Annotated in this window: 17 protein-coding genes; 3 read left to right on the top strand and 14 right to left on the bottom strand. The window is 40.1% G+C overall.

Translation table 11 applies throughout. The features are described from left to right. Nucleotides 1-335: 335 nt before the first annotated feature. Nucleotides 336-1,718, top strand: a complete 1,383-nt coding sequence (locus ACFSKL_RS14370; RefSeq protein WP_376887010.1) for an exonuclease domain-containing protein — start codon at nucleotides 336-338, stop codon at nucleotides 1,716-1,718. A gap of 61 nt (nucleotides 1,719-1,779) precedes the next feature. Here ACFSKL_RS14370 and ACFSKL_RS14365 read toward each other — a convergent pair whose 3' ends face one another. From ACFSKL_RS14365 to ACFSKL_RS14330, 8 genes are all read right to left on the bottom strand, one after another. Next, on the bottom strand, nucleotides 1,780-2,301 hold the full coding sequence (locus ACFSKL_RS14365) for a hypothetical protein (RefSeq protein ID WP_376887009.1): 522 nt from the start codon (nucleotides 2,299-2,301) through the stop codon (nucleotides 1,780-1,782). 564 nt (nucleotides 2,302-2,865) lie between these two features. Further along, complete coding sequence (locus ACFSKL_RS14360) at nucleotides 2,866-3,834, bottom strand: transketolase family protein (protein ID WP_376887008.1); 969 nt, start codon at nucleotides 3,832-3,834, stop codon at nucleotides 2,866-2,868. Between the two features lie 11 nt (nucleotides 3,835-3,845). Then, complete coding sequence (locus ACFSKL_RS14355) at nucleotides 3,846-4,697, bottom strand: transketolase (RefSeq protein ID WP_376887007.1); 852 nt, start codon at nucleotides 4,695-4,697, stop codon at nucleotides 3,846-3,848. 15 nt (nucleotides 4,698-4,712) lie between these two features. Continuing rightward, nucleotides 4,713-5,162: a thioredoxin-dependent thiol peroxidase gene (bcp, locus tag ACFSKL_RS14350; protein ID WP_376887006.1), complete on the bottom strand. Its 450-nt coding sequence runs from the start codon at nucleotides 5,160-5,162 to the stop codon at nucleotides 4,713-4,715. Nucleotides 5,163-5,185: 23 nt separating this feature from the next. Continuing rightward, complete coding sequence (locus ACFSKL_RS14345) at nucleotides 5,186-7,045, bottom strand: M23 family metallopeptidase (RefSeq protein ID WP_376887005.1); 1,860 nt, start codon at nucleotides 7,043-7,045, stop codon at nucleotides 5,186-5,188. Next, complete coding sequence (locus ACFSKL_RS14340; RefSeq protein WP_376887004.1) at nucleotides 7,032-7,643, bottom strand: fumarylacetoacetate hydrolase family protein; 612 nt, start codon at nucleotides 7,641-7,643, stop codon at nucleotides 7,032-7,034. The genes ACFSKL_RS14345 and ACFSKL_RS14340 overlap by 14 nt, the downstream gene beginning before the upstream one ends. A gap of 89 nt (nucleotides 7,644-7,732) precedes the next feature. Further along, on the bottom strand, nucleotides 7,733-9,313 hold the full coding sequence (locus tag ACFSKL_RS14335) for an NAD(P)/FAD-dependent oxidoreductase (protein ID WP_376887003.1): 1,581 nt from the start codon (nucleotides 9,311-9,313) through the stop codon (nucleotides 7,733-7,735). Nucleotides 9,314-9,730: 417 nt separating this feature from the next. Beyond that, nucleotides 9,731-10,690 carry a tryptophan 2,3-dioxygenase family protein gene (locus ACFSKL_RS14330; RefSeq protein ID WP_376887002.1) on the bottom strand — a complete coding sequence of 320 codons (960 nt, stop codon included), beginning with the start codon at nucleotides 10,688-10,690 and terminating at the stop codon, nucleotides 9,731-9,733. Between the two features lie 120 nt (nucleotides 10,691-10,810). On the opposite strand from ACFSKL_RS14330, the gene ACFSKL_RS14325 reads away from it, so the two are divergent. Continuing rightward, a complete protein-coding gene (locus tag ACFSKL_RS14325; RefSeq protein ID WP_376887001.1) occupies nucleotides 10,811-12,019 on the top strand; it encodes an acyl-CoA dehydrogenase family protein in 1,209 nt (402 codons plus the stop codon). 60 nt (nucleotides 12,020-12,079) lie between these two features. Here ACFSKL_RS14325 and ACFSKL_RS14320 read toward each other — a convergent pair whose 3' ends face one another. Together ACFSKL_RS14320 and ACFSKL_RS14315 are read right to left on the bottom strand one after the other, a co-directional pair. Next, nucleotides 12,080-12,337 carry a YtxH domain-containing protein gene (locus tag ACFSKL_RS14320; protein WP_376887000.1) on the bottom strand — a complete coding sequence of 86 codons (258 nt, stop codon included), beginning with the start codon at nucleotides 12,335-12,337 and terminating at the stop codon, nucleotides 12,080-12,082. Between the two features lie 128 nt (nucleotides 12,338-12,465). Further along, the gene (locus ACFSKL_RS14315) at nucleotides 12,466-13,560 is read right to left on the bottom strand and encodes a DUF1573 domain-containing protein (RefSeq protein WP_376886999.1); all 1,095 of its coding nucleotides are present in this window, start codon (nucleotides 13,558-13,560) and stop codon (nucleotides 12,466-12,468) included. A gap of 71 nt (nucleotides 13,561-13,631) precedes the next feature. Here ACFSKL_RS14315 and trpS point away from each other — a divergent pair, with 71 nt between their 5' ends. Further along, nucleotides 13,632-14,603, top strand: a complete 972-nt coding sequence (gene trpS, locus ACFSKL_RS14310; protein WP_376886998.1) for a tryptophan--tRNA ligase — start codon at nucleotides 13,632-13,634, stop codon at nucleotides 14,601-14,603. 52 nt (nucleotides 14,604-14,655) lie between these two features. Here the strand turns inward: trpS and ACFSKL_RS14305 are convergent, their stop codons facing one another. From ACFSKL_RS14305 to ACFSKL_RS14290, 4 genes are all read right to left on the bottom strand, one after another. Then, entirely contained in the window at nucleotides 14,656-15,078 is a 423-nt protein-coding gene (locus ACFSKL_RS14305; RefSeq protein ID WP_376886997.1) for a hypothetical protein, read from the bottom strand. A gap of 71 nt (nucleotides 15,079-15,149) precedes the next feature. Further along, nucleotides 15,150-16,832 (bottom strand): AMP-binding protein, encoded by a 1,683-nt coding sequence (locus ACFSKL_RS14300; protein ID WP_376886996.1) that lies wholly within the window; start codon nucleotides 16,830-16,832, stop codon nucleotides 15,150-15,152. A 175-nt stretch (nucleotides 16,833-17,007) separates the two neighbouring features. Then, complete coding sequence (locus ACFSKL_RS14295; RefSeq protein WP_376886995.1) at nucleotides 17,008-18,171, bottom strand: acyl-CoA dehydrogenase family protein; 1,164 nt, start codon at nucleotides 18,169-18,171, stop codon at nucleotides 17,008-17,010. Between the two features lie 262 nt (nucleotides 18,172-18,433). Then, the gene (locus ACFSKL_RS14290) at nucleotides 18,434-19,321 is read right to left on the bottom strand and encodes a LytTR family DNA-binding domain-containing protein (RefSeq protein ID WP_376886994.1); all 888 of its coding nucleotides are present in this window, start codon (nucleotides 19,319-19,321) and stop codon (nucleotides 18,434-18,436) included. Nucleotides 19,322-19,328: the final 7 nt, after the last annotated feature.

Genomic DNA, 19,328 nt, shown 5'->3' with positions numbered 1-19,328 from the left:
CGGCAACCTACTTCACTTTTTCAATCCGCAATATCCCAATATTACTTCATAAAAAAGTTCGCACCTTCTTTTCGTAGTTCTCACCATTTAAAACCGTTTTGACATAGTGAGAATAGTCGAACTCAGGTTATTACTGTTGGATTGAAAAACGAGACCTGCTTCGTTTACATCCCTTCATGGTCATTCTTGTCAAATAAGATCCCTATTCTTACATTTAATAGAAAACCTGGTGGATCCTATCTAAACGACATTGGATCGCAATAAAGTATTGATGCTACATTTCGCAACATCTGTCTCAAAATTGTGTTATATTCATAAGGAAAATATACTTTTGAGTGAAACAGGAATTTGCAATAGTTGACATAGAGACGGCAGGTGGAAATCCGGGAGATGGTGGAGGGATCACCGAAGTCGCCATTATAGTCCATGACGGATTTGAAATCCTTGACAGTTACCAGACTTTGATCAATCCGGAGAGAAATATACCTGGCTTTATCACTGGGCTAACGGGAATTGACGCATCTATGGTAGAGAATGCGCCTACTTTTGCAGAAGTGGCAGAGGAGATTTTCTCAATATTGGAACACAGGGTATTCATTGCCCACAACGTAAATTTCGACTATACATTTATCCAGAAATCACTGGAAAAATCAAACATTCATTTCAAAGCCCCAAAGCTCTGTACTGTAAGGTTGAGCAGAAAGGTTTTCCCCGGCTATAAATCATATGGGCTTGGCAGAATCTGTGAACATTTGGACATTCAGATTTCCTCTAGGCACAGGGCATATGGAGATGCGGCTGCTACTGCCCTACTCTTTGAAAAGATCTATGAAAAAGATCCAGAGGCGGTGTTCGGGATGATGAAGGGCAACAACGGAGAAGCATTTTTGCCTCCCAATATCAATAAGGATCAGTTTTTGGCCCTACCCGAAAAAACGGGCGTCTATTATTTCCACAATGTGAATGGACAGGTGATATATGTAGGCAAAGCCTTGAATATAAAAAGTAGATTCAAGGGGCATTTTTCGGGAAATTCCAAAGGGAGAGACAAGCTAAACCTCAAAAATGAAATCCATGACATTACTTGGGAGCTGACTGGAAATGAATTTTTGGCCTATCTGCTAGAGTTGCATGAAATCAAAAGGTTGTGGCCAAAGTATAATAAATCCCAAAAATTCATCAGCAACACTTGGGGAATTATCCAATATGAGGATGGTGCCGGATTTATCAGGTTCCAAATTTCAAAGGTAAAAACCAGTCAAGCCTGCGTCAGGCAGTTTGAGAATCATGCTGAAGCTTGGAAATTCCTGCTGGAGGCAGTAGAAAACCATGAGCTCTGTCCCAAACTCTGCGGAATCCAAAAGTCCAACGATGCTTGTTATGACTATCAGATACAACAATGCAAGGGGGCTTGCTGTGGACAAGAAAGTCCAGAGGAATACAACAAGAGGATATTTGAATTTCTCGACAAACTGTCAAATGAAGATGGCACGATCATCATCAAGGAAAAAGGAAGGACTCCCTTAGAAGAATCTGCACTCCTTTTCGAAAAGGGCATGTTCATAGGATACAGTTTCATTGACAAAAACGAAGACATTGGCAGCCCAGAAACCCTATTTGACAACATCCCCAAACTCAAACCCTACCAAGAAAGCAAATACATTTTACGGAGCTTTTTGCCAAAATTGAATTTCAAAAATATATTTTTGGTCAAGTAGTGAAGGGGATGTGCTTTGAACAGTATTGCGGGCAGAGATCTTATGGCAATAAGCGCTGGCTTCATTTATCTTTTTTAAATTCAGCCGTACATAAACTCCCAAATGCCCCGCTCCCATATGCAAAAACTATATTGTCTTTGTAAAATTTCACAGTGCATTCATCTGTATACTCAACCTGCTTTTGACTTGGCAAATTATCGTCAAATATCAAATAACTATATACACCCATCACTCGGAAACCATATTCTATTTCAAAGGGATTACTGTTTGAAATCCCGATACAGTTTATTGCTTTCAACTTTTTGTAAAGCATTTCAAAAGTATCATTTGTCCAATTCAATCTTTCTTTTACTTCTTCGAAAGAGTTGGTTTTTCCGTTGTATTTTAGGTCAAATTCAGATCTTTCAAATTCAGGTTTGTAGTTCTTAATATCCAAATCCCATTGTTGAAAAAGTAAATTTCGCTTTCCTTCAACTTCTGTAGGTTCGTATACAAATAAGTCAATCTGTCTTTTTGAATCAAATCTCACTCTAACGAGAAATCCCTCAGGAACTAAATCGCGATAAAACGCTTTAAGCTCCAATATCCCTTGTTTGTTTTCTTCAAAGTTGCGGGTCAAGTCCGCAACATTCTTATCACCACATGACAAAGTCAAAGTCAGTATAAAAATTGAAATAATAACGCTTCTTTTCATGGTGATAGTTTATGGAACAGAATCTTCTCTAGGGACGGAATATTATGCAAATCATATTTCACGCTCACCCCTAGCCTCTTAAAGATAATGATTTTCATATTTACTTGATACCACCCGCTGGATCATAAGTGATGTTACCACACAGTTATTCATTTTTCGTTTCACCTGTTTTCGGGTCGTACCAAGATTTAGATTTAGTCTTTCCGTCTTTCTCACGTTGTGTAGCCCAAATCCGAAACTGTGTACCTTGAAAATTCAGGAATCAATTAGGCTTTTTTCTCTTCCAAAAATCTATTTTAAAGTACTATAAAAATACTAAAAACCTCCCTAAACTGATTAGAATCACCTGAGTATTTTCTACAAAAAAAACCACAGCTTATCTCTAAACTGTGGTTTGTTGTTTTACATTATTTTAGATTTAAGATCTAAGATTTTAAATCTAAAATTTAAACCCTACTTCCTAGCAATAGCTTTCTTAGCTGCTTTTACTATATTCTCAGCATTCAATCCGTATTTTTCTAGGAGTTCGGTTGGGGTTCCTGATTCTCCGAAGGAATCATTTACACCTACATATTCCAATGGAGCTGGATTGTTTCTGATCAGGGTTTGTGCGATGCTATCCCCTAGCCCACCATTCAGTTGGTGCTCTTCGGCTGATACTGCACAACCTGTTTTCTTCACTGAAGCGATGATAGCTGCTTCATCCAAAGGTTTGATCGTATGGATATTGATCACTTCTGCTGAGATTCCTTCTTCTCTAAGCATTGCCTCGGCTACTACTGCTTCCCATACCAAGTGACCGGTAGCGAAGATGGTCACGTCTGTTCCTTCGATCATGTGCCACGCTTTTCCGATTTCGAACTTCTGGTCTTTTGGTGTGAAGATCGGCCAGCTTGGACGTCCGAATCTTAGGTAAACTGGGCCTTCGAATTCGGCAATTGCCATTGTGGCTGCTTTTGTTTGGTTGTAGTCACATGGGTTGATCACTGTCATATGTGGAAGCATTTTCATCATGCCCACATCTTCGAGGATCTGATGCGTAGCACCATCTTCTCCCAATGTCAAACCTGCGTGGGAAGCACAGATTTTCACATTTTTGTCAGAATAAGCTACTGACTGTCTGATCTGATCATAAACACGACCTGTCGAAAAGTTTGCAAATGTTCCTGTGAATGGGATTTTACCATTGATGCTCATCCCAGCTGCCAAACCGATCATATTCGCCTCAGCGATACCTACTTGGAAGAATCTTTCAGGAAATTCTTTCTGAAAAGCACCCATTTTAAGAGAACCGATCAAATCTGCACAAAGACCTACTACATTTGGATTTTTTCTTCCTGCTTCCAGCAAACCATCCCCAAATCCAGAACGTGTATCTTTTTTCTCAGTATATGTATATTTTAAATCTAATGTCTTATCCATTGTTCCTGTTATTAATAATCCCCTAAAGTTTCTTCTAATTGACCAAGTGCATTTTCAAGTTGCTCGTCGCTTGGAGCGATTCCGTGCCACTTGTGTGTACCCACCATAAAATCAACTCCATATCCCATCTCGGTATGCAATAGATTCAACACTGGCTTTCCTTTTCCTGTCAAAGATTTTGCTTTTTCCAATCCTTCAAGTACTGCCTCCATGTCGTTGCCTTTCAAAGTCTCGATCACTTCCCAGCCAAAAGCTTCCCATTTTGCCTTCAAGTCTTTCAAGTCCATCACATCTTTCGTCGGACCATCGATTTGCTGTCTGTTGAAATCAATCGTTGCGATCAAGTTGTCTACTTTGTGGTGTGCGGCATACATACAAGCTTCCCATACCTGGCCTTCCTGCTGCTCTCCATCTCCCATCAATACATAGACTGTGCTGTCGTCTTTATCGATTTTTTTTGCCTGGGCAGCACCGATCGCTGCTGAAAGTCCCTGACCCAAAGAACCTGACGCAATCCTGATTCCAGGAAGATTCTCCTCTGTCGCAGGATGTCCCTGAAGACGGCTGTTCAATTTTCTGAAAGTCTTCAATTCTTCGGCTGGAAAGTAGCCACTTCTTGCCAATACAGAATACCATACTGGAGAAATGTGGCCATTGGAAAGGAAGAAAAGATCCTCATTGGCTCCATTCATTTTGAAATTACTGTCATGCTTCATTTGGTTGAAATAAAGCGCGACAAAGAACTCTGTACAGCCCAAAGAGGCTCCCGGGTGTCCTGACTGAACCGCATGTACCATGCGTAGAATATCCCGTCTGACTTGGCTCGAAATTTTTGTAAGTTGTGCTAAAGGTTGCTTATCCATTGTTTTGGAATATTGTTATTTGAGAATTTGATTCGTGTGTTCTTTTGTATTTACTTTTTCTATGATCTCTTCGATCTTTCCTTCTTCATCGATGACAAAGGTAGTTCTGGCTGTTCCCATATACTTTCTGCCATACATGGATTTTTCTACCCATGTGCCATAAGCTTCATGGACGGACTTGTCTTCATCGGCAATCAGTGAAAATGGCAGCTCTTGCTTTTCGATAAATTTCTGGTGGGATTTTTCGGAATCAGTGCTGATTCCCAATACCACATATCCAGCTTTTTGCAATGCTTCATAATTGTCGCGCAGGTTACATGCCTGTGCAGTACATCCCGGCGTGTTGTCTTTCGGATAAAAATAAAGGACTACTTTCTTCCCTTTGAAATCTGAAAGTTTGATCACATTGCCGTTTTGATCTTTTGATTCAAATTGCGGAGCGTAATTCCCAACTTCTAATGACATAATTTTAATATTTAAGGTTAAGTTTATTTTATAGTGCCGGACCAATTGGATTCATTTCCAGCCATGTCTCGGACTTTCAATAAAACCTCTCCCTTGAAAGGTTGTTTATCTAATCTTTCAGACCAAATAGTGGCCTGCTTGTGTTCGTAGCGCATCAATACCCACTTACCGTCTACAAAGGCTTCAAAATCCTTGATCCCAGATTTATCATCCGAAATCCTGAACCTGATTTCATTGGGACTCAATTGTATGGGAAGTATTTTTGGAGGCACCATGTCACTGTCGATGACAAAAGTACCAAAATTTCTGGTTTTAAATCGGATATCATCCCCTTCCCATTCGCCTCCAACAAAACTTTTTCTTCCATTGCTGGCTTGGGAGTAGACGTGGCTTTTGTTTTTGTCACCGCTATATCCGGTATTGTTGATATGTACCAACATGTTGTTTTGCAAATAATCACCGGATGGATTGATGGTAACAGACATATTTCCATTGGTGTTTTTCCTCAATACCCTAAGAAACAGGTCATCCAACAAGGTGTTTTCCTCAAAACCAATACTGATATCTTTGTTTGTGAAATTTATCTCTTCCCCAAATGGGATTTTTTTCAGGACATCAGGCACCACTACCTCAGTACACAAATCCACCGAATCAGGAATACCAAATTCCATATCCCAAAGATAAGTCCTCATGCCATTGGATTCGTAAGCCGGAGGAATTTCAAACATATGGGAGTTGGTATAGATTTTTGCCAAAGTCCCTACGTCGGAGAGTTTGGTCTGGATCACCATTACTTCTCTTTGATAAGAAATATTGGTCTTTTGATCCTTTGGAGCAGCTCCTCCCTGTTGGTATTCCGGAATTCCACCTTCTACTTCCAAGTTCAAAACACTGGTATTGCCAAAGTAATCCTTGAGATTAACCTGCAACTTTTTCTTTGTCCCAACCATGGCAGAAATCCTCCCACCCGTGATTGAATCTAGTTCATATATTTCAAGTTGATTGTTAGGATAATCATATAGTCTTGTAAATCGGTTCAAATAGGTATGGCTCAACAAAAACCGTCCTTTGTTGAAATCTATCTTATCTACATTTATCATGAAGAGAGGCCTGCCTTCCTCCAAAAGCTCATAAACCGGAATCCCGAAAATATTGTTGACCCCATCCTGTTTATCCACGGCATAGATTTCCAAGCCTACACTGCCTGAGATTTTGATTGTTTGTGGAATCACGTACCTTCCTCCTTCCAAGATCGGCGTGAATTCTTCCCTCTGGAATTTCCCGTTGACCCGGGATTCATAATCCAAGGGTCTTAGTGCTACCTTGAATAAAATTGGAGGAGTATTGTCAGCAATCTCTTTGTGGAAATTGAATTGGAAAGGGTCTATGGCCCTATCCAGGCTATCCCTGATTTCGAAATGTAGATGTGGACCACCTGAACTTCCTGTGTTTCCCCCATTACCGATTATTTCACCCTTTTTGACAGGAAGAGCGTCTTCATCGAAATATACTTCCAAATCATTTTTTTGGACACTGTACATTTCCTGCCTTATGCGTTCGGCTATTTTTGGGGAAAATTTCTGCAAATGGGCATATACTGATGACTGTCCATTATAATGCTTGATATAGAGAACATTTCCATATCCATAAGTAGATACTTTTGCCCTATACACATAGCCATCTTCGATCACCCTGATCGGCTCTCCATCCACCCCTCCAATCTTCACGTCTATTCCACTATGAAAATGGTTAGGTCTGATTTCAGCAAAATTGCCGGACAGAAAATTCCTTTGCCCCGGTTTTACGGGGAAAAGGTAATCTTGAGCTGACACATGCATGCTCAAAAAATAAACAAAAATGAATACAGCCTTACTTAACTTCAAAATCCAATAATTTTCTGTCTCCTATATATGCTTCCAACCTATCCCCTATGCTGACTTTTCCAACTCCTGCCGGGGTACCTGTAAAAATCAAATCCCCTTTTTTCAAAGTGAAAAATTGGGATACGTATTCTATGATTACCCCAAAATCAAAAAGCATCATGGATGTATTTCCTTTTTGCCTCAATTCTCCATTGATATCGAGATGGAAATTGATATCCTTCATATCACCAACTTCTCCCACAGGCAAAAATTCTCCTACCGGAGCTGATCCATTGAAGGACTTTGCTATTTCCCATGGAAGCCCTTTGGATTTGCATTTATCTTGGAGATCCCTGGCTGTAAAATCTATGCCAATCCCAATTTCATCAAAATATCTATGGGCAAACTCTCTTTTGATATATTTTCCTTCCCGGTTGATCTTGAGCACCAACTCTACTTCATGATGGATATTTTCCGAAAAATCCGGATGAAAAAAAGGCATGTTGTTCTTCAACACAGCAGTGTCAGGTTTCATAAACACTACTGGCACTGAGGAACGCTCGTTGTTAAGCTCTTCTATGTGCTCCACATAGTTTCTACCGATAGCAATAACTTTCATTCTGGGTCAATTAGGGTGGTTTGATTTATTCAACCTGCTATAGGTCATAAATATAAGCAAGTAAAATTTATTAAGTGTATTTTTTACGTTTATTTTTTTATATATTCTTCAATCAGCTTTTCTGCGCATCTTTCGCCGTCCATGGCAGCAGAAACTATTCCTCCTGCGTAGCCAGCTCCTTCGGCACATGGATAAAGTCTTTTGATGACCGGGTGTTCATAGGTTTCCTTATCCCTGGGAATCCTTACTGGTGATGAAGTCCGGCTCTCCACTCCTACCAATTGTGATTCATTGGTATAATACCCCTTCATTTTGTTTCCAAAAGCCTTGAATCCATCTGCCAATCTGTTAGCTATAAAGTCAGGTAAAACCTCATGCAGGTTGACTGAATTCAGGCCAGGTTGATAAGAAGTCTCCAGCAGGGATTTGCTTTCTTTCTTATTTACAAAATCCACCATTCTTTGTGCAGGTGCTGCTTGCGTGCTTCCTCCGGCAATCCATGCTTTTTTTTCTATCTCAGCCTGAAATACCATCGCTGCCAGTGGGCCGTACTGCGCATACTGAGGGAGATCTTCCAATTCCACGGCTACGACGATCCCTGAATTTGCAAATTTGCTGTCCCTCCTGCTTGGACTCATGCCATTCACCACCAACTCACCGGGGGAAGTGGCTGCAGGTACAATAAAACCTCCCGGACACATACAGAAGGAGAATACCCCCCGCTGTTTCCCTTTGAATTTGGTCTGGTGGACCAAGGAATAGCTTGATGCCGGCAAATATGGTCCCCTGTCAACTTCGCAATGGTATTGGATTTTGTCTATCAAGTTTTGGCTGTGTTCGATCCGTACTCCAAGTGCAAAAGGCTTGGCTTCTATCAAGATATTCTTTTGATGCAACAAATGATAGATATCCCTCGCAGAATGTCCAGTCGCCAAGATTACTCCCAATCCCAAAATCTTCTCCCCATCCTGCGTAACCACTCCTTTCATTTCATTATCCTCAAGGATAAAATCCACAACTTTCGTATTGAACAAAACTTCCCCGCCAGCTTGGAGTATGGATTCTCTCAGTTCTGTGACGATTTTTGGAAGTTTGTTGGTGCCTATATGTGGATGGGCATCAACCAATATTTCTTCTGTAGCTCCATGGGCTACAAAGATTTCCATGATTCGGCGGATATCCCCTCTTTTCTTGGATCTTGTATACAGCTTTCCGTCCGAATATGTCCCAGCCCCACCTTCTCCAAAACAATAATTGGATTCAGGATTGACTATATGCTCTTTGTTGATAGCGGCAAGGTCTCTCCTTCTGGCTTGAACATCTTTTCCCCTTTCTATCAAAATAGGTTTTACCCCAAGTTCTATTGCCCTCAAAGCTGCAAACATTCCCGCCGGACCTGCACCAACGATGATGATTTGTGCTGCATTGCTGATATTTTGATAAGTCTTGTTTGAATCTATCAAAGGAGTAACCAATTCATCAATAAATACCTCTGCCGTGACATTGATTTTGACTTGTCTTCCCCGGGCATCAATGGAACGCTTGACTTGCTTCGCCTGAATCTTCGATTGGCTTGTCGAAATCCCCAGTTTTTTGATGACTGTTTCTTGGAATTTCTCCCCATCATAAGCTTGTTGAGGGGTCAATTGTAATTGGATTTCTTTTTTCATATTCGGGTAAGGTATTTATCCTTAAATATTTGTCGGGATTGGAAGATTGTTTTATGATGGGTTAAAAGGTTTTAAAGTTGAAAGGTTGTGGGGAAGTTAGTGATTGGAAGATTGAAAGATTTGTAGCTGATAGGTATATATGGTTTGGTTATTGGTTGATTTGTTGACCTTGCCTGAAATTAGTTGACACTTTTTATTTCAATTCAAGATATTCAACCACTCCGTGGTTGATAAAACCGTGACGGGTATCCTTTCTATGTTCCCCGCATTTCATACGGGGCTAATTGAGGTTTAACCCCATTCGGTTTTTTTTATCACATCCCTTGCATCAAATCTTAATTCTCATTTGTCTCTTGCTTATTGCCTCTCGTTTCTCGCTTCTCGTCTCTTTGTATATTGTACTTCGTACTTCACCCTTTAATCTTCACCAAATATCTCCTTCACTACCCAGCCTTTGCCCCAATCTTCTATTTCGGAATCTGTCCAAAGTTCTGGATAGAATATTACTTTCTGGAACCTTGGAGGTAAATATTTCTGCCAGTTTGTACCCCCTGTAGCCGATATATCAACAGGATCTTTTTGCAGGTATCTCACAGCAGATTTATAATGTGCCAAGGGCCAATATACATTTGCCTTCAAATCAAATGACTTCATCAACTTCATCAAGTCCTCGTCTTTATCCTGGCAAGATTGATATTTTCCCCAAATATTCTTGATGCGATAAGTTTCTATCAACTCTTTCAGCTCTTTTCCATACTTAGCTTCAAAAGTCTTCAATGTGAGTGTCTTTTCGCCAGTTGCCAATTCAATTGCACCTTGTTGCCAATAAAGGTTGTCAAACATCTCTTCTGTTGTGGAATCCTCATGTTGACTCTCCCTTTTATCCACGTGAACCAGGTTTTTGACTTCCGTGGACAAAATTTCAATGATTCGATACTGGGCACTTTGAAAGCCACTGGAAGGAAGAAGTGACATTCTGAATTTCAAAAACTGCTCTCTTTCCATCCCTTTCCACATCACAGCGAACGAGGAAATCAAATGATCGAAGTATGTGATCACCCTTTCCATCCTTGCTTTGAAAAATTCGACCTTGATGTCTTCTTGATCTGAAATTTGCTCCAATTCCCAAATGATCAACTTGAAATACAATTCTGTAATTTGATGATAAATGATAAATATTTTCTCATCCTTCATGGAAGTTTTGGGCTGCTGCAGTGAGAGCAGAATATCTAAATTGATATAATCCCAATAATTGAGATAATCGGCATAAAGCAAGCCCTCAAGGTATGAGGAAAGATCTTGGCCGGATGCTTTAAATTTCTCTTGAAGTAGCTCTATTTTATCTAAAATGTCTTTTTGAGTTTGTGCTGGGCTCATGTTTTAATATTTTGTGAAATTAGGTAGTATTTTTACCCACTTCTTCTTTAATTCAAGGCAGGAATATGAAATGATGACGGCACAAAAATCCGTTTTAATTGGCAATAAACCAAAACAGATATGAATCCAAATGAAACAATGAGCAAATCCACCAAAAAAGACCTGTTTGAGGGTGTAGATTTTTATGGTATTGACGATCTTTTGACCGAAGAACATAAGCTTATCAGGGCTTCGATGCGGGACTTTGTAAAAAAAGAGATTAGCCCCTATATAGAAGGCTGGGCACAAAATGCCCATTTTCCTCATGAAATTGTAGAAAAATTTGGACAAGTTGGGGCATTTGGGCCTCAAATCCCCGCCAAATACGGAGGGGGTGGATTGGATTACATTTCCTATGGCTTGATCATGCAGGAAATAGAAAGAGGTGACTCTGGAATGCGTTCGACGGCATCTGTTCAGGGTTCCTTGGTGATGTATCCTATTTTCAAATTTGGAACAGAAGAGCAGAAAAACAAATTTTTGCCAAAATTGGCTTCCGGAGAGATGTTGGGTTGCTTTGGGCTTACCGAGCCTGACCATGGGTCAAATCCAAGTGGGATGACGACCAATTTCAGGGATATGGGTGACCACTACCTTTTGAATGGCGCAAAAATGTGGATCTCAAATTCCCCAAAAGCAGACATCGCAGTAGTATGGGCGAAAGACGAAAAAGGAAGGATTCACGGACTGATCGTAGAAAGGGGAATGGAAGGGTTTACTACACCAGAAACACACAACAAGTGGTCATTAAGGGCCTCTTGTACCGGAGAATTGGTTTTTGATAACGTGAAAGTTCCCAAAGAAAACCTACTTCCCGGCAAATCGGGACTTGGTGCCCCGATGATGTGTTTGGATTCTGCAAGGTATGGCATCGCATGGGGGACTTTGGGTGCTGCGATGGACTGTTATGATTCTGCGCGCAGATATTCTCTGGAGAGGATACAATTCGACAAGCCAATAGGCTCTTTCCAATTGATCCAGAAAAAACTGGCAGAAATGCTCTCGGAAATCACCAAGGCACAACTACTTGTTTGGAAACTCGGAAAAATGATGGACGAAGGAAAGGCTACTACAGCCCACATTTCCCTGGCCAAAAGAAACAATGTAGCAATGGCACTTGATATTGCCCGGGAAGCGCGGCAAATCCATGGCGGAATGGGAATCACAGGTGAATACTCCCTGATGCGCCACATGATGAATCTGGAGTCTGTAGTGACTTATGAAGGAACGCATGACATCCATCTCCTCATCTTAGGACACGAAATTACCGGCATTCCTGCCTTCAAGTAATTCACAAAAAAAGCGTGATAGTTTGAATACTATCACGCTTTTTTAATTGACTTCATCAAATTACTTGGTCAATTTTTCGGCTTCTGCCTTGGCTTTTTTGGTCAATTTGTCTACTTCGCTTGATGCTTCAGATACTTTCTTGCTCAATCCATCCAAAAATGAATTAACCTTACCATTCACTTCATCAAGGTACTCATTGCCTTTTTTTCCCAATTTTTTCCTAGTATTCACGCCTTTGTCCGGAGCGATCAAAATACCTACCTGTACGCCAACTGCAGCACCTAATAGCGCGCCTAAAAGAAACTTTGTAGAACTCATGTGATTTTCGTTTTGAGTGAAAATAAAATTAAAATTTAGTCATTATCAAATCCGTATAATCCAATAATAAACCACTGTAATACAAACGAAAACTATGCCACAAAGTTTATAACTTGTTTAAATTTCTATTATTTAACAGAACTTCTGATGACTATTGTCCTGACTGGATTGATGGGATCATTGGTGAAGATATTGATGTGTCTGTGATCTATTCCCCTCCTCCCTTTTGGATCAAATCTAAGCTGTAGTTCAGCACTCTCCCCGTTTTGCAACACACTCTTATCCACTACCACTTCCATACATTCACAATTTGAAACTACTTTTCTGATAAACAATTCTTCAGCCCCTTGATTTGATAGTTTTATATTTCTTTTTACCACTTGCTTTGAATTGATATCTTTCAGGTCAATATCAACTTCCGAAACAGCTAAGTGCGGGACAACTTTTTCCAAGGATTTCGGTACAGGTTCAAAATGCTCAAAAATATTTGCCATCAACCTCAAGGTCACTGGTTCGGGTTTGTTATGAAAATCCAAAATCAAAGCATCTTCTACATAACCAAAATCATTCTTAAGATAAGCATCATATTCGAGATGCAGCAATCCTCTTTGGTTCGGTCCCAAAGCATTTGGGAAAAGATTGATTTTCAAAAAATCAGGTAAATCATTTGCAATAGCTGACAACATCAGACTATCTGTGCCAAAGTTGTACAACTCGATATATTTGCTTTTTGGTTCGTTGGTGTAGACGTTCCCCATATTCACAGCAGGAAGTCTCAGACCTATATCCTGAACCCTGTATGGATAGGCAGTCTCAAGATCATCAGGGAAAGGGATATTGAATCCCTGTAGATAAAGAGTATCTCCATAAATATCCTGATTTGTCCTGACTACAATCATCTTTGTAAAAGGGCCACCCCTATGATCAGGATCAAAATTCACTTTGACACTTCCTATTTTGCTTTGATATATGGTATCCTTGCTGTAAAACACGGTGGTACATCCACAATCCGTAATTATATCAGAAATGACAATCAAAGAATCTGTCTGGTTCAATCCGAAAAATTCCAATTCCACATGTCCATTTTCTTCCAATGTAGTACCGATATTGATTGTCCTGTTTTCCCAAAACAACAATTGCCTTTCAAGCTCCTGAGCATCAGCCAGTCCATAATGAAAAAGCGCAATAAGAAATAATAATGATGGTAAAATCAATTTGTTCATAATGGCAAATAACGATAAAATTCAACCGAATTGTACCCATATTTGATTAATTTGCGTCAAAATTCTGAATAATGGCAAGAGTATTAACAGGTATTCAAAGTTCCGGTCGTCCCCATTTGGGAAATATCTTGGGAGCAATAGTTCCTGCGATCGAATTAACAAAGAAAGACCAGAATGAGTCTTTCATTTTTATAGCAGACATGCACTCTCTTACGACCATCAAAGATGGCCCACTTAGGAGAAAAAACACTTTGGCAGTAGCAGCAGCTTGGCTGGCATTCGGTCTGGATATCAACAAGACGGTTTTCTATCGCCAATCACAGATTCCTGAAGTAACAGAATTGACATGGTATCTGAGTTGCTTTACCCCCTACCCGATGCTGGCCAATGCGCATAGTTTCAAAGACAAGTCTGACAGGCTATCAGATGTCAATGCAGGCTTGTTTACCTATCCTGTATTGATGGCAGCGGATATTTTATTGTACAGTGCTGATCTTGTTCCGGTCGGTAAGGATCAATTGCAGCATTTGGAAATCTCCAGGGACATTGCTTCTACCTTCAACCGTCGGATAGAAGAGGATATCCTTATCCTGCCAGAGGCACGCATCAGTGAATCAGTAAAGATCATACCAGGAACGGATGGGCAAAAGATGAGCAAATCTTACAACAACTATATAGACATCTTTCTTCCAGAAAAGGAATTGAAGAAAAACATCAATAGTATCGTCACTGATAGCACACCATTGGAAGAGCCAAAGGATCCTGACACCTGCAATGTTTACAAACTGTACTCGCTGGTCGCAGATCCAATACAGACCCAAGAACTCCGCAAGAAATATCTGGAAGGAAACTTTGGCTATGGACATGCCAAAAAAGAGTTTTTAAGTTTGATCCTGGAAAAATATGCAGAAGAAAGAAAAACTTTTGACTACTTTATGAACAACCAAGCTGAACTGGAACAGAAACTAGCTGAGGGTGAAGCAAAAGCCAGGTTGGTAGCCAAAGACGTATTGGTCAGAATCAGGAAAAAATTGGGATTTTAAGTAAAAACGCCTGAAATTGAATTTCAGGCGTTTTTTTATCTATACAATGTACTTATCTGGATCTCCAAAGATCTTTCAATGACAGCCCATTGATCTGCATTACAAATCTTGTTGGATTGGGTATCAGGACTATCCTGACATCCTGTTTATCAAATTGTTCTGACTCAATCGGAACACCTTCGGCACCTTTTACTTCATAAGAGATAATACCTCTAGCATCGGGCAACATTGGTGTGTATGCATTTGCCAAATAGGCAGAAGGTAGCAACACATCATTGTCAGATTTGAGTTTGGCATATATTTTTTCTAACTCAGACTCCAACTCGTCTCCATATTCTTCATTAAAATCATCTTCAAGATCATGTAGCTCTTCTTCAATATCATCGTAGCGTTCGTCTGCGTAGGTAATCTTACTCAAGGCAATTCTCTTTTCTACGATTGCAGTTAGGTCTTGATCCAGTTTGTTTAAATCCATCGATTAATTTTGTTTTTCATTAATGTACGAAGGTATTGAATCTCCTGAGTGAATCCAAAATATAGAAGTATTTAAGAGCCTACTTTTTTCTCATGCATTTCTTTGATTTTCCTTCTTAAAATCTTTCCAACGTTGGTTTTTGGCAATTCGTCAGAGAAATATACTTCCTTAGGGACTTTGTAGTTTGTCAAATTCTCCTTGGTGAAAGCGATCAGCTCCTCTTCAGTAACTGACTTATCCTTAGGAACTATATAAGCCACCACCTTCTCAGTTGACCTTGGGTCAGGCATTCCTATCACACCTACTTCAAGGACTTTTGGATGGGATGCAAGTACGTTTTCCACTTCATTGGGATATACATTAAAGCCGGAAACCAAAATCATTTCTTTTTTCCTATCCACTATTTTGACAAAGCCATCCGAATCGATCACAGCAATATCCCCTGTTTTGAACCATTCCCCTTCCATTACCTTCTCAGTCTCGTCAGGCCTGTTCCAATACCCTTTCATTACCTGGGGTCCTTTGATACAAAGCTCTCCCTTTTCGCCGACAGAAAGTTGGTTCCCATCATCATCAATTACTTTGATATCAGTCATTGGAAGTGGCACACCTATGGTTCCGTTCCTTTCTGTTCCGTCTATGGGATTACAGGTTGCTACTGGGGAAGTTTCTGTCAACCCATACCCTTCTGCCAAAGGTGTATTGGTTACCTTTTTCCATTTTTCAGCAGTCGCTTGTTGTACAGCCATGCCACCGCCAACAGCGATCTTCAGGGAAGAAAAATCCAGTTTCTGAAAATTCTCTTGGTTCAGCAAGCCATTGAACAGTGTGTTTACCCCAGTGAATACCGTGAACTTATGTTTAGATAATTCTTTGATAAAACCAGGCATATCCCTTGGGTTGGTAATCAAAACATTATGTGCACCAATCTTCATCATGGCAAGGCAGTTTACCGTCAAGGCAAAAATATGGTAAAGCGGCAAGGCGGTGATGACCACTTCTTCCTTTTCCTTCAGCTTTGGTTTCATCCAGGCAGAAATCTGTTGCATGTTGGCAACGATATTCCCATGTGTCAGTTCAGCGCCTTTGGATACACCCGTCGTACCTCCAGTATATTGCAGGTAAGCAGGCTCCCCAAGTGACATGTTCTCCCTTTTGAATTCGCTGTTGTTTCCAAGAGACATGGCTTTCTTCCAACCTATTGCTTTAGGAAGATTGTATGAAGGCACCATATTCTTGATATGTTTTACCACAAAATTGACTATCCATCCTTTCAACCCACCCAGCATATCACCAAGTTCGGTAACAATGACATGCTTGGCAGAAATATCATTTCTTATTTTCTCAAGGTTAGCCGCAAAATTGGCTAAAATAACTATTGCATCCGCACCAGAGTCATTGAATTGGTGCTTCATCTCACTGGAAGTATAGAGTGGATTTGTATTGACCACCACCATTCCTGCACGCAATACACCGAACATCGCAACCGGATATTGGAGGCAGTTTGGCATCTGGATGGCAACCCTATCTCCTTTTTTCATTTTCAATCCATTCTGAAGATAGGCTGCAAAGATTTTTGAATACTGCTCTACTTCATTAAACGTAAGCGTTTTGCCCATACATTCATATGCGACGGAATCACCATATTTTTTGACACTTTCTTCAAAAAGATCGACTACAGAAGAATACGCTTCCACATCTATGTTTTTGTCTACCGACTGCGGATAAAATTTATACCATGGAAAGTCTTGCATGAATATCTAAATATTTTGGGTTAAAGATTTATTTCAACTTCTAATTCGGTAAAATATAAAAGAAATATCGATTTTTAAAAAAAGAAAGCTCATTTAGTAGAGAATATTTCAGATTGTAGCTTTCAGGTTTTAAATCTACAATCTGAAATCTACAATCTGAAATTCTAAACGAACATCAATCTTTCTTGAGGATTTTTCTGGCTATCAACTCTTTCATGATTTCATTTGTCCCTGCATAGATCCTCTGAACCCGTGCATCGGCATACGCTCTTGCGACAGGATATTCCCACATATACCCATACCCACCGTGCAACTGTACGCATTCGTCGGCTACTTCGCATTGCAACTCTGTCATGCTGTATTTTGCTGCCGAAGACATCGCCGAATCTACCCGTTTATCATTGTGAAGCACCACCAACTGGTCACAATAGATTCTTGCCATTTCCAACTTCGCAGACATCTCTGCTATCTTGAATCTGGTATTCTGAAAGTCGGAAACAGTCTTTCCAAATGCAGGCCTTTCCTTTACATAATTCACCGTTGAAAGAAATGTGCCTTCGGCAAGGGATAATGCCGCCAATGCTACTACGAGTCTTTCTTGGGCCAATTCTGTCATTAGGTATTTAAACCCTTCGCCTTCGTTCCCTAGCAGGTTCTCTTTTGGTACTTTTACATCTTCGAAAAAGAGCTCGCAGGTATCCTGGGCATGAAGCCCTACTTTTTCAAATGGAACACCTTTGGTGAAACCTTCCATCTTGTTGTCCACTATAAAAAGACTGATGCCTTTTGCACCAAGGTTGGGGTCTGTTTTGGCTGCCACTACCACCAAGTCACATAGGTATCCATTGGTGATAAAAGTCTTTGAGCCATTGACCAGATAATGATCGCCCATATCTTTTGCTGTGGCTTTGATATTTTGAAGATCACTTCCGGCACCGGGTTCTGTCATTGCAACCGCTGAGATCATTTCTCCTGAAACCATGCTTGGAATATACTTGGATTTGGCAGCTTCGGTACCATAATGAAGGATATAGGGAAGTACAATATCACTGTGCAAAGGATAGCCAATTGCCGGTCCCGAGCAGCCACTTAAGCCCAATTCCTCAATAAAAAGCGCATTGTACCTAAAATCATTGATCCCCATCCCACCAAATTCCTCTGGTGCTTGGAGACATAAGAATCCATTATTGCCAAGAGCTGACCATGATTCTCTTGAAACCATCTTGTTTTTCTCCCATTCAGCATTTTTTGGACTGATTTCTTTGGCTATATAATCCCTAACGGACAGCCTAAACATCTCGTGCTCTTCCGTAAAAATCGTTCTTGGTATTCCGTTCATGTTTTATTTGGGTTTACTTATAAATATCCACTCTCTGGGTATGGTAATGTTAAAAGGGGATATTTCCGGATAAATATAATACAAAACCAGATGATTCCCCTCATACGGCCGTGTATTTGGGACTGTTGCATTCCGTCATTCTCTTTTTCCTTACCCCAAACGACCTCTCCCTATCAAAAAAAGATTTTATCAATACTGAAACAATCCCTACAATTCATTCTTTGTCAATGTTTATTTTCTAAAAAACTACAACAAGTTCATCTCATGCCAAACCACTCTCATTGTTCCGAAAGTTGATTTTTTGCTTGAAATCAAAGACATTAGAGCGAGAAACCTGTACATCGGATAGCTTTTGATGCATCCATAGTCTATACCCCGTTGTATTCCCTTCGATTTGCTTTACTTTGTCTAGATTGATAATAAATGATCTATGGCAGCGGAATATTTGGGAATGGCAACTGTTGTCATTTTCAAATTCAGAAATCGTACAACGAATGACATACTCAAGGGGCTGTCCATCTTTTACAACAAAAACATGGAGGTTGTTGCCCTTGGATTCTGCAAAGTAGAACTCAGATAAGTGGACAGGAACTAGAAGCTTGGAAACAACCAAAATATTTTCATTTTTATTTGGTAAAGCCGCCCCTTCTCCCAACCCCAAGTTTAACTCTTTTGCAGACCGAAAATTTTGATTTAGCAGGTAATTATGTCGAATTAGTGTTATTAAAATATATGGCAATATCCCGATTGAGACTACAATTATTAACGCCCTTAAAAATGTATTACCATCCGGATACATCGTTCCCCTGATAAGATTTATCAACCAAACTGTCATGGCTATACTAGACATTTGATATACTATAAAAATCAACTCCTTTCCTAATGTCCAATACTTACTTGTAAAAAAAACAGGAAACAACAAAATCCAGACATAACTAACCAACATAGTAATGAATGCACCTCCCGCATATACCAAGGCCGTAAGTCCTGCACTGTTCTGGATATTTCTATGGCCAATATCGAACGGTCTTAAGATCAGCAATATCAGAAATACGATTATGCTAATCCCTGTAATAGTACGGAAATATATCCTGAAATACTGATAATCAGGATGTGGTTGCCCCAAAAATGCCCTGATCTTCCTGATCATTTACCAA

It is taken from the genome of Belliella marina, from assembly GCF_042682445.1.
In the GTDB taxonomy this organism is placed as follows: domain Bacteria; phylum Bacteroidota; class Bacteroidia; order Cytophagales; family Cyclobacteriaceae; genus Belliella; species Belliella marina.
The sequence above is the reverse complement of the archived record's forward strand: the minus strand, read 5'-3'. Positions and strand labels throughout refer to the sequence as shown.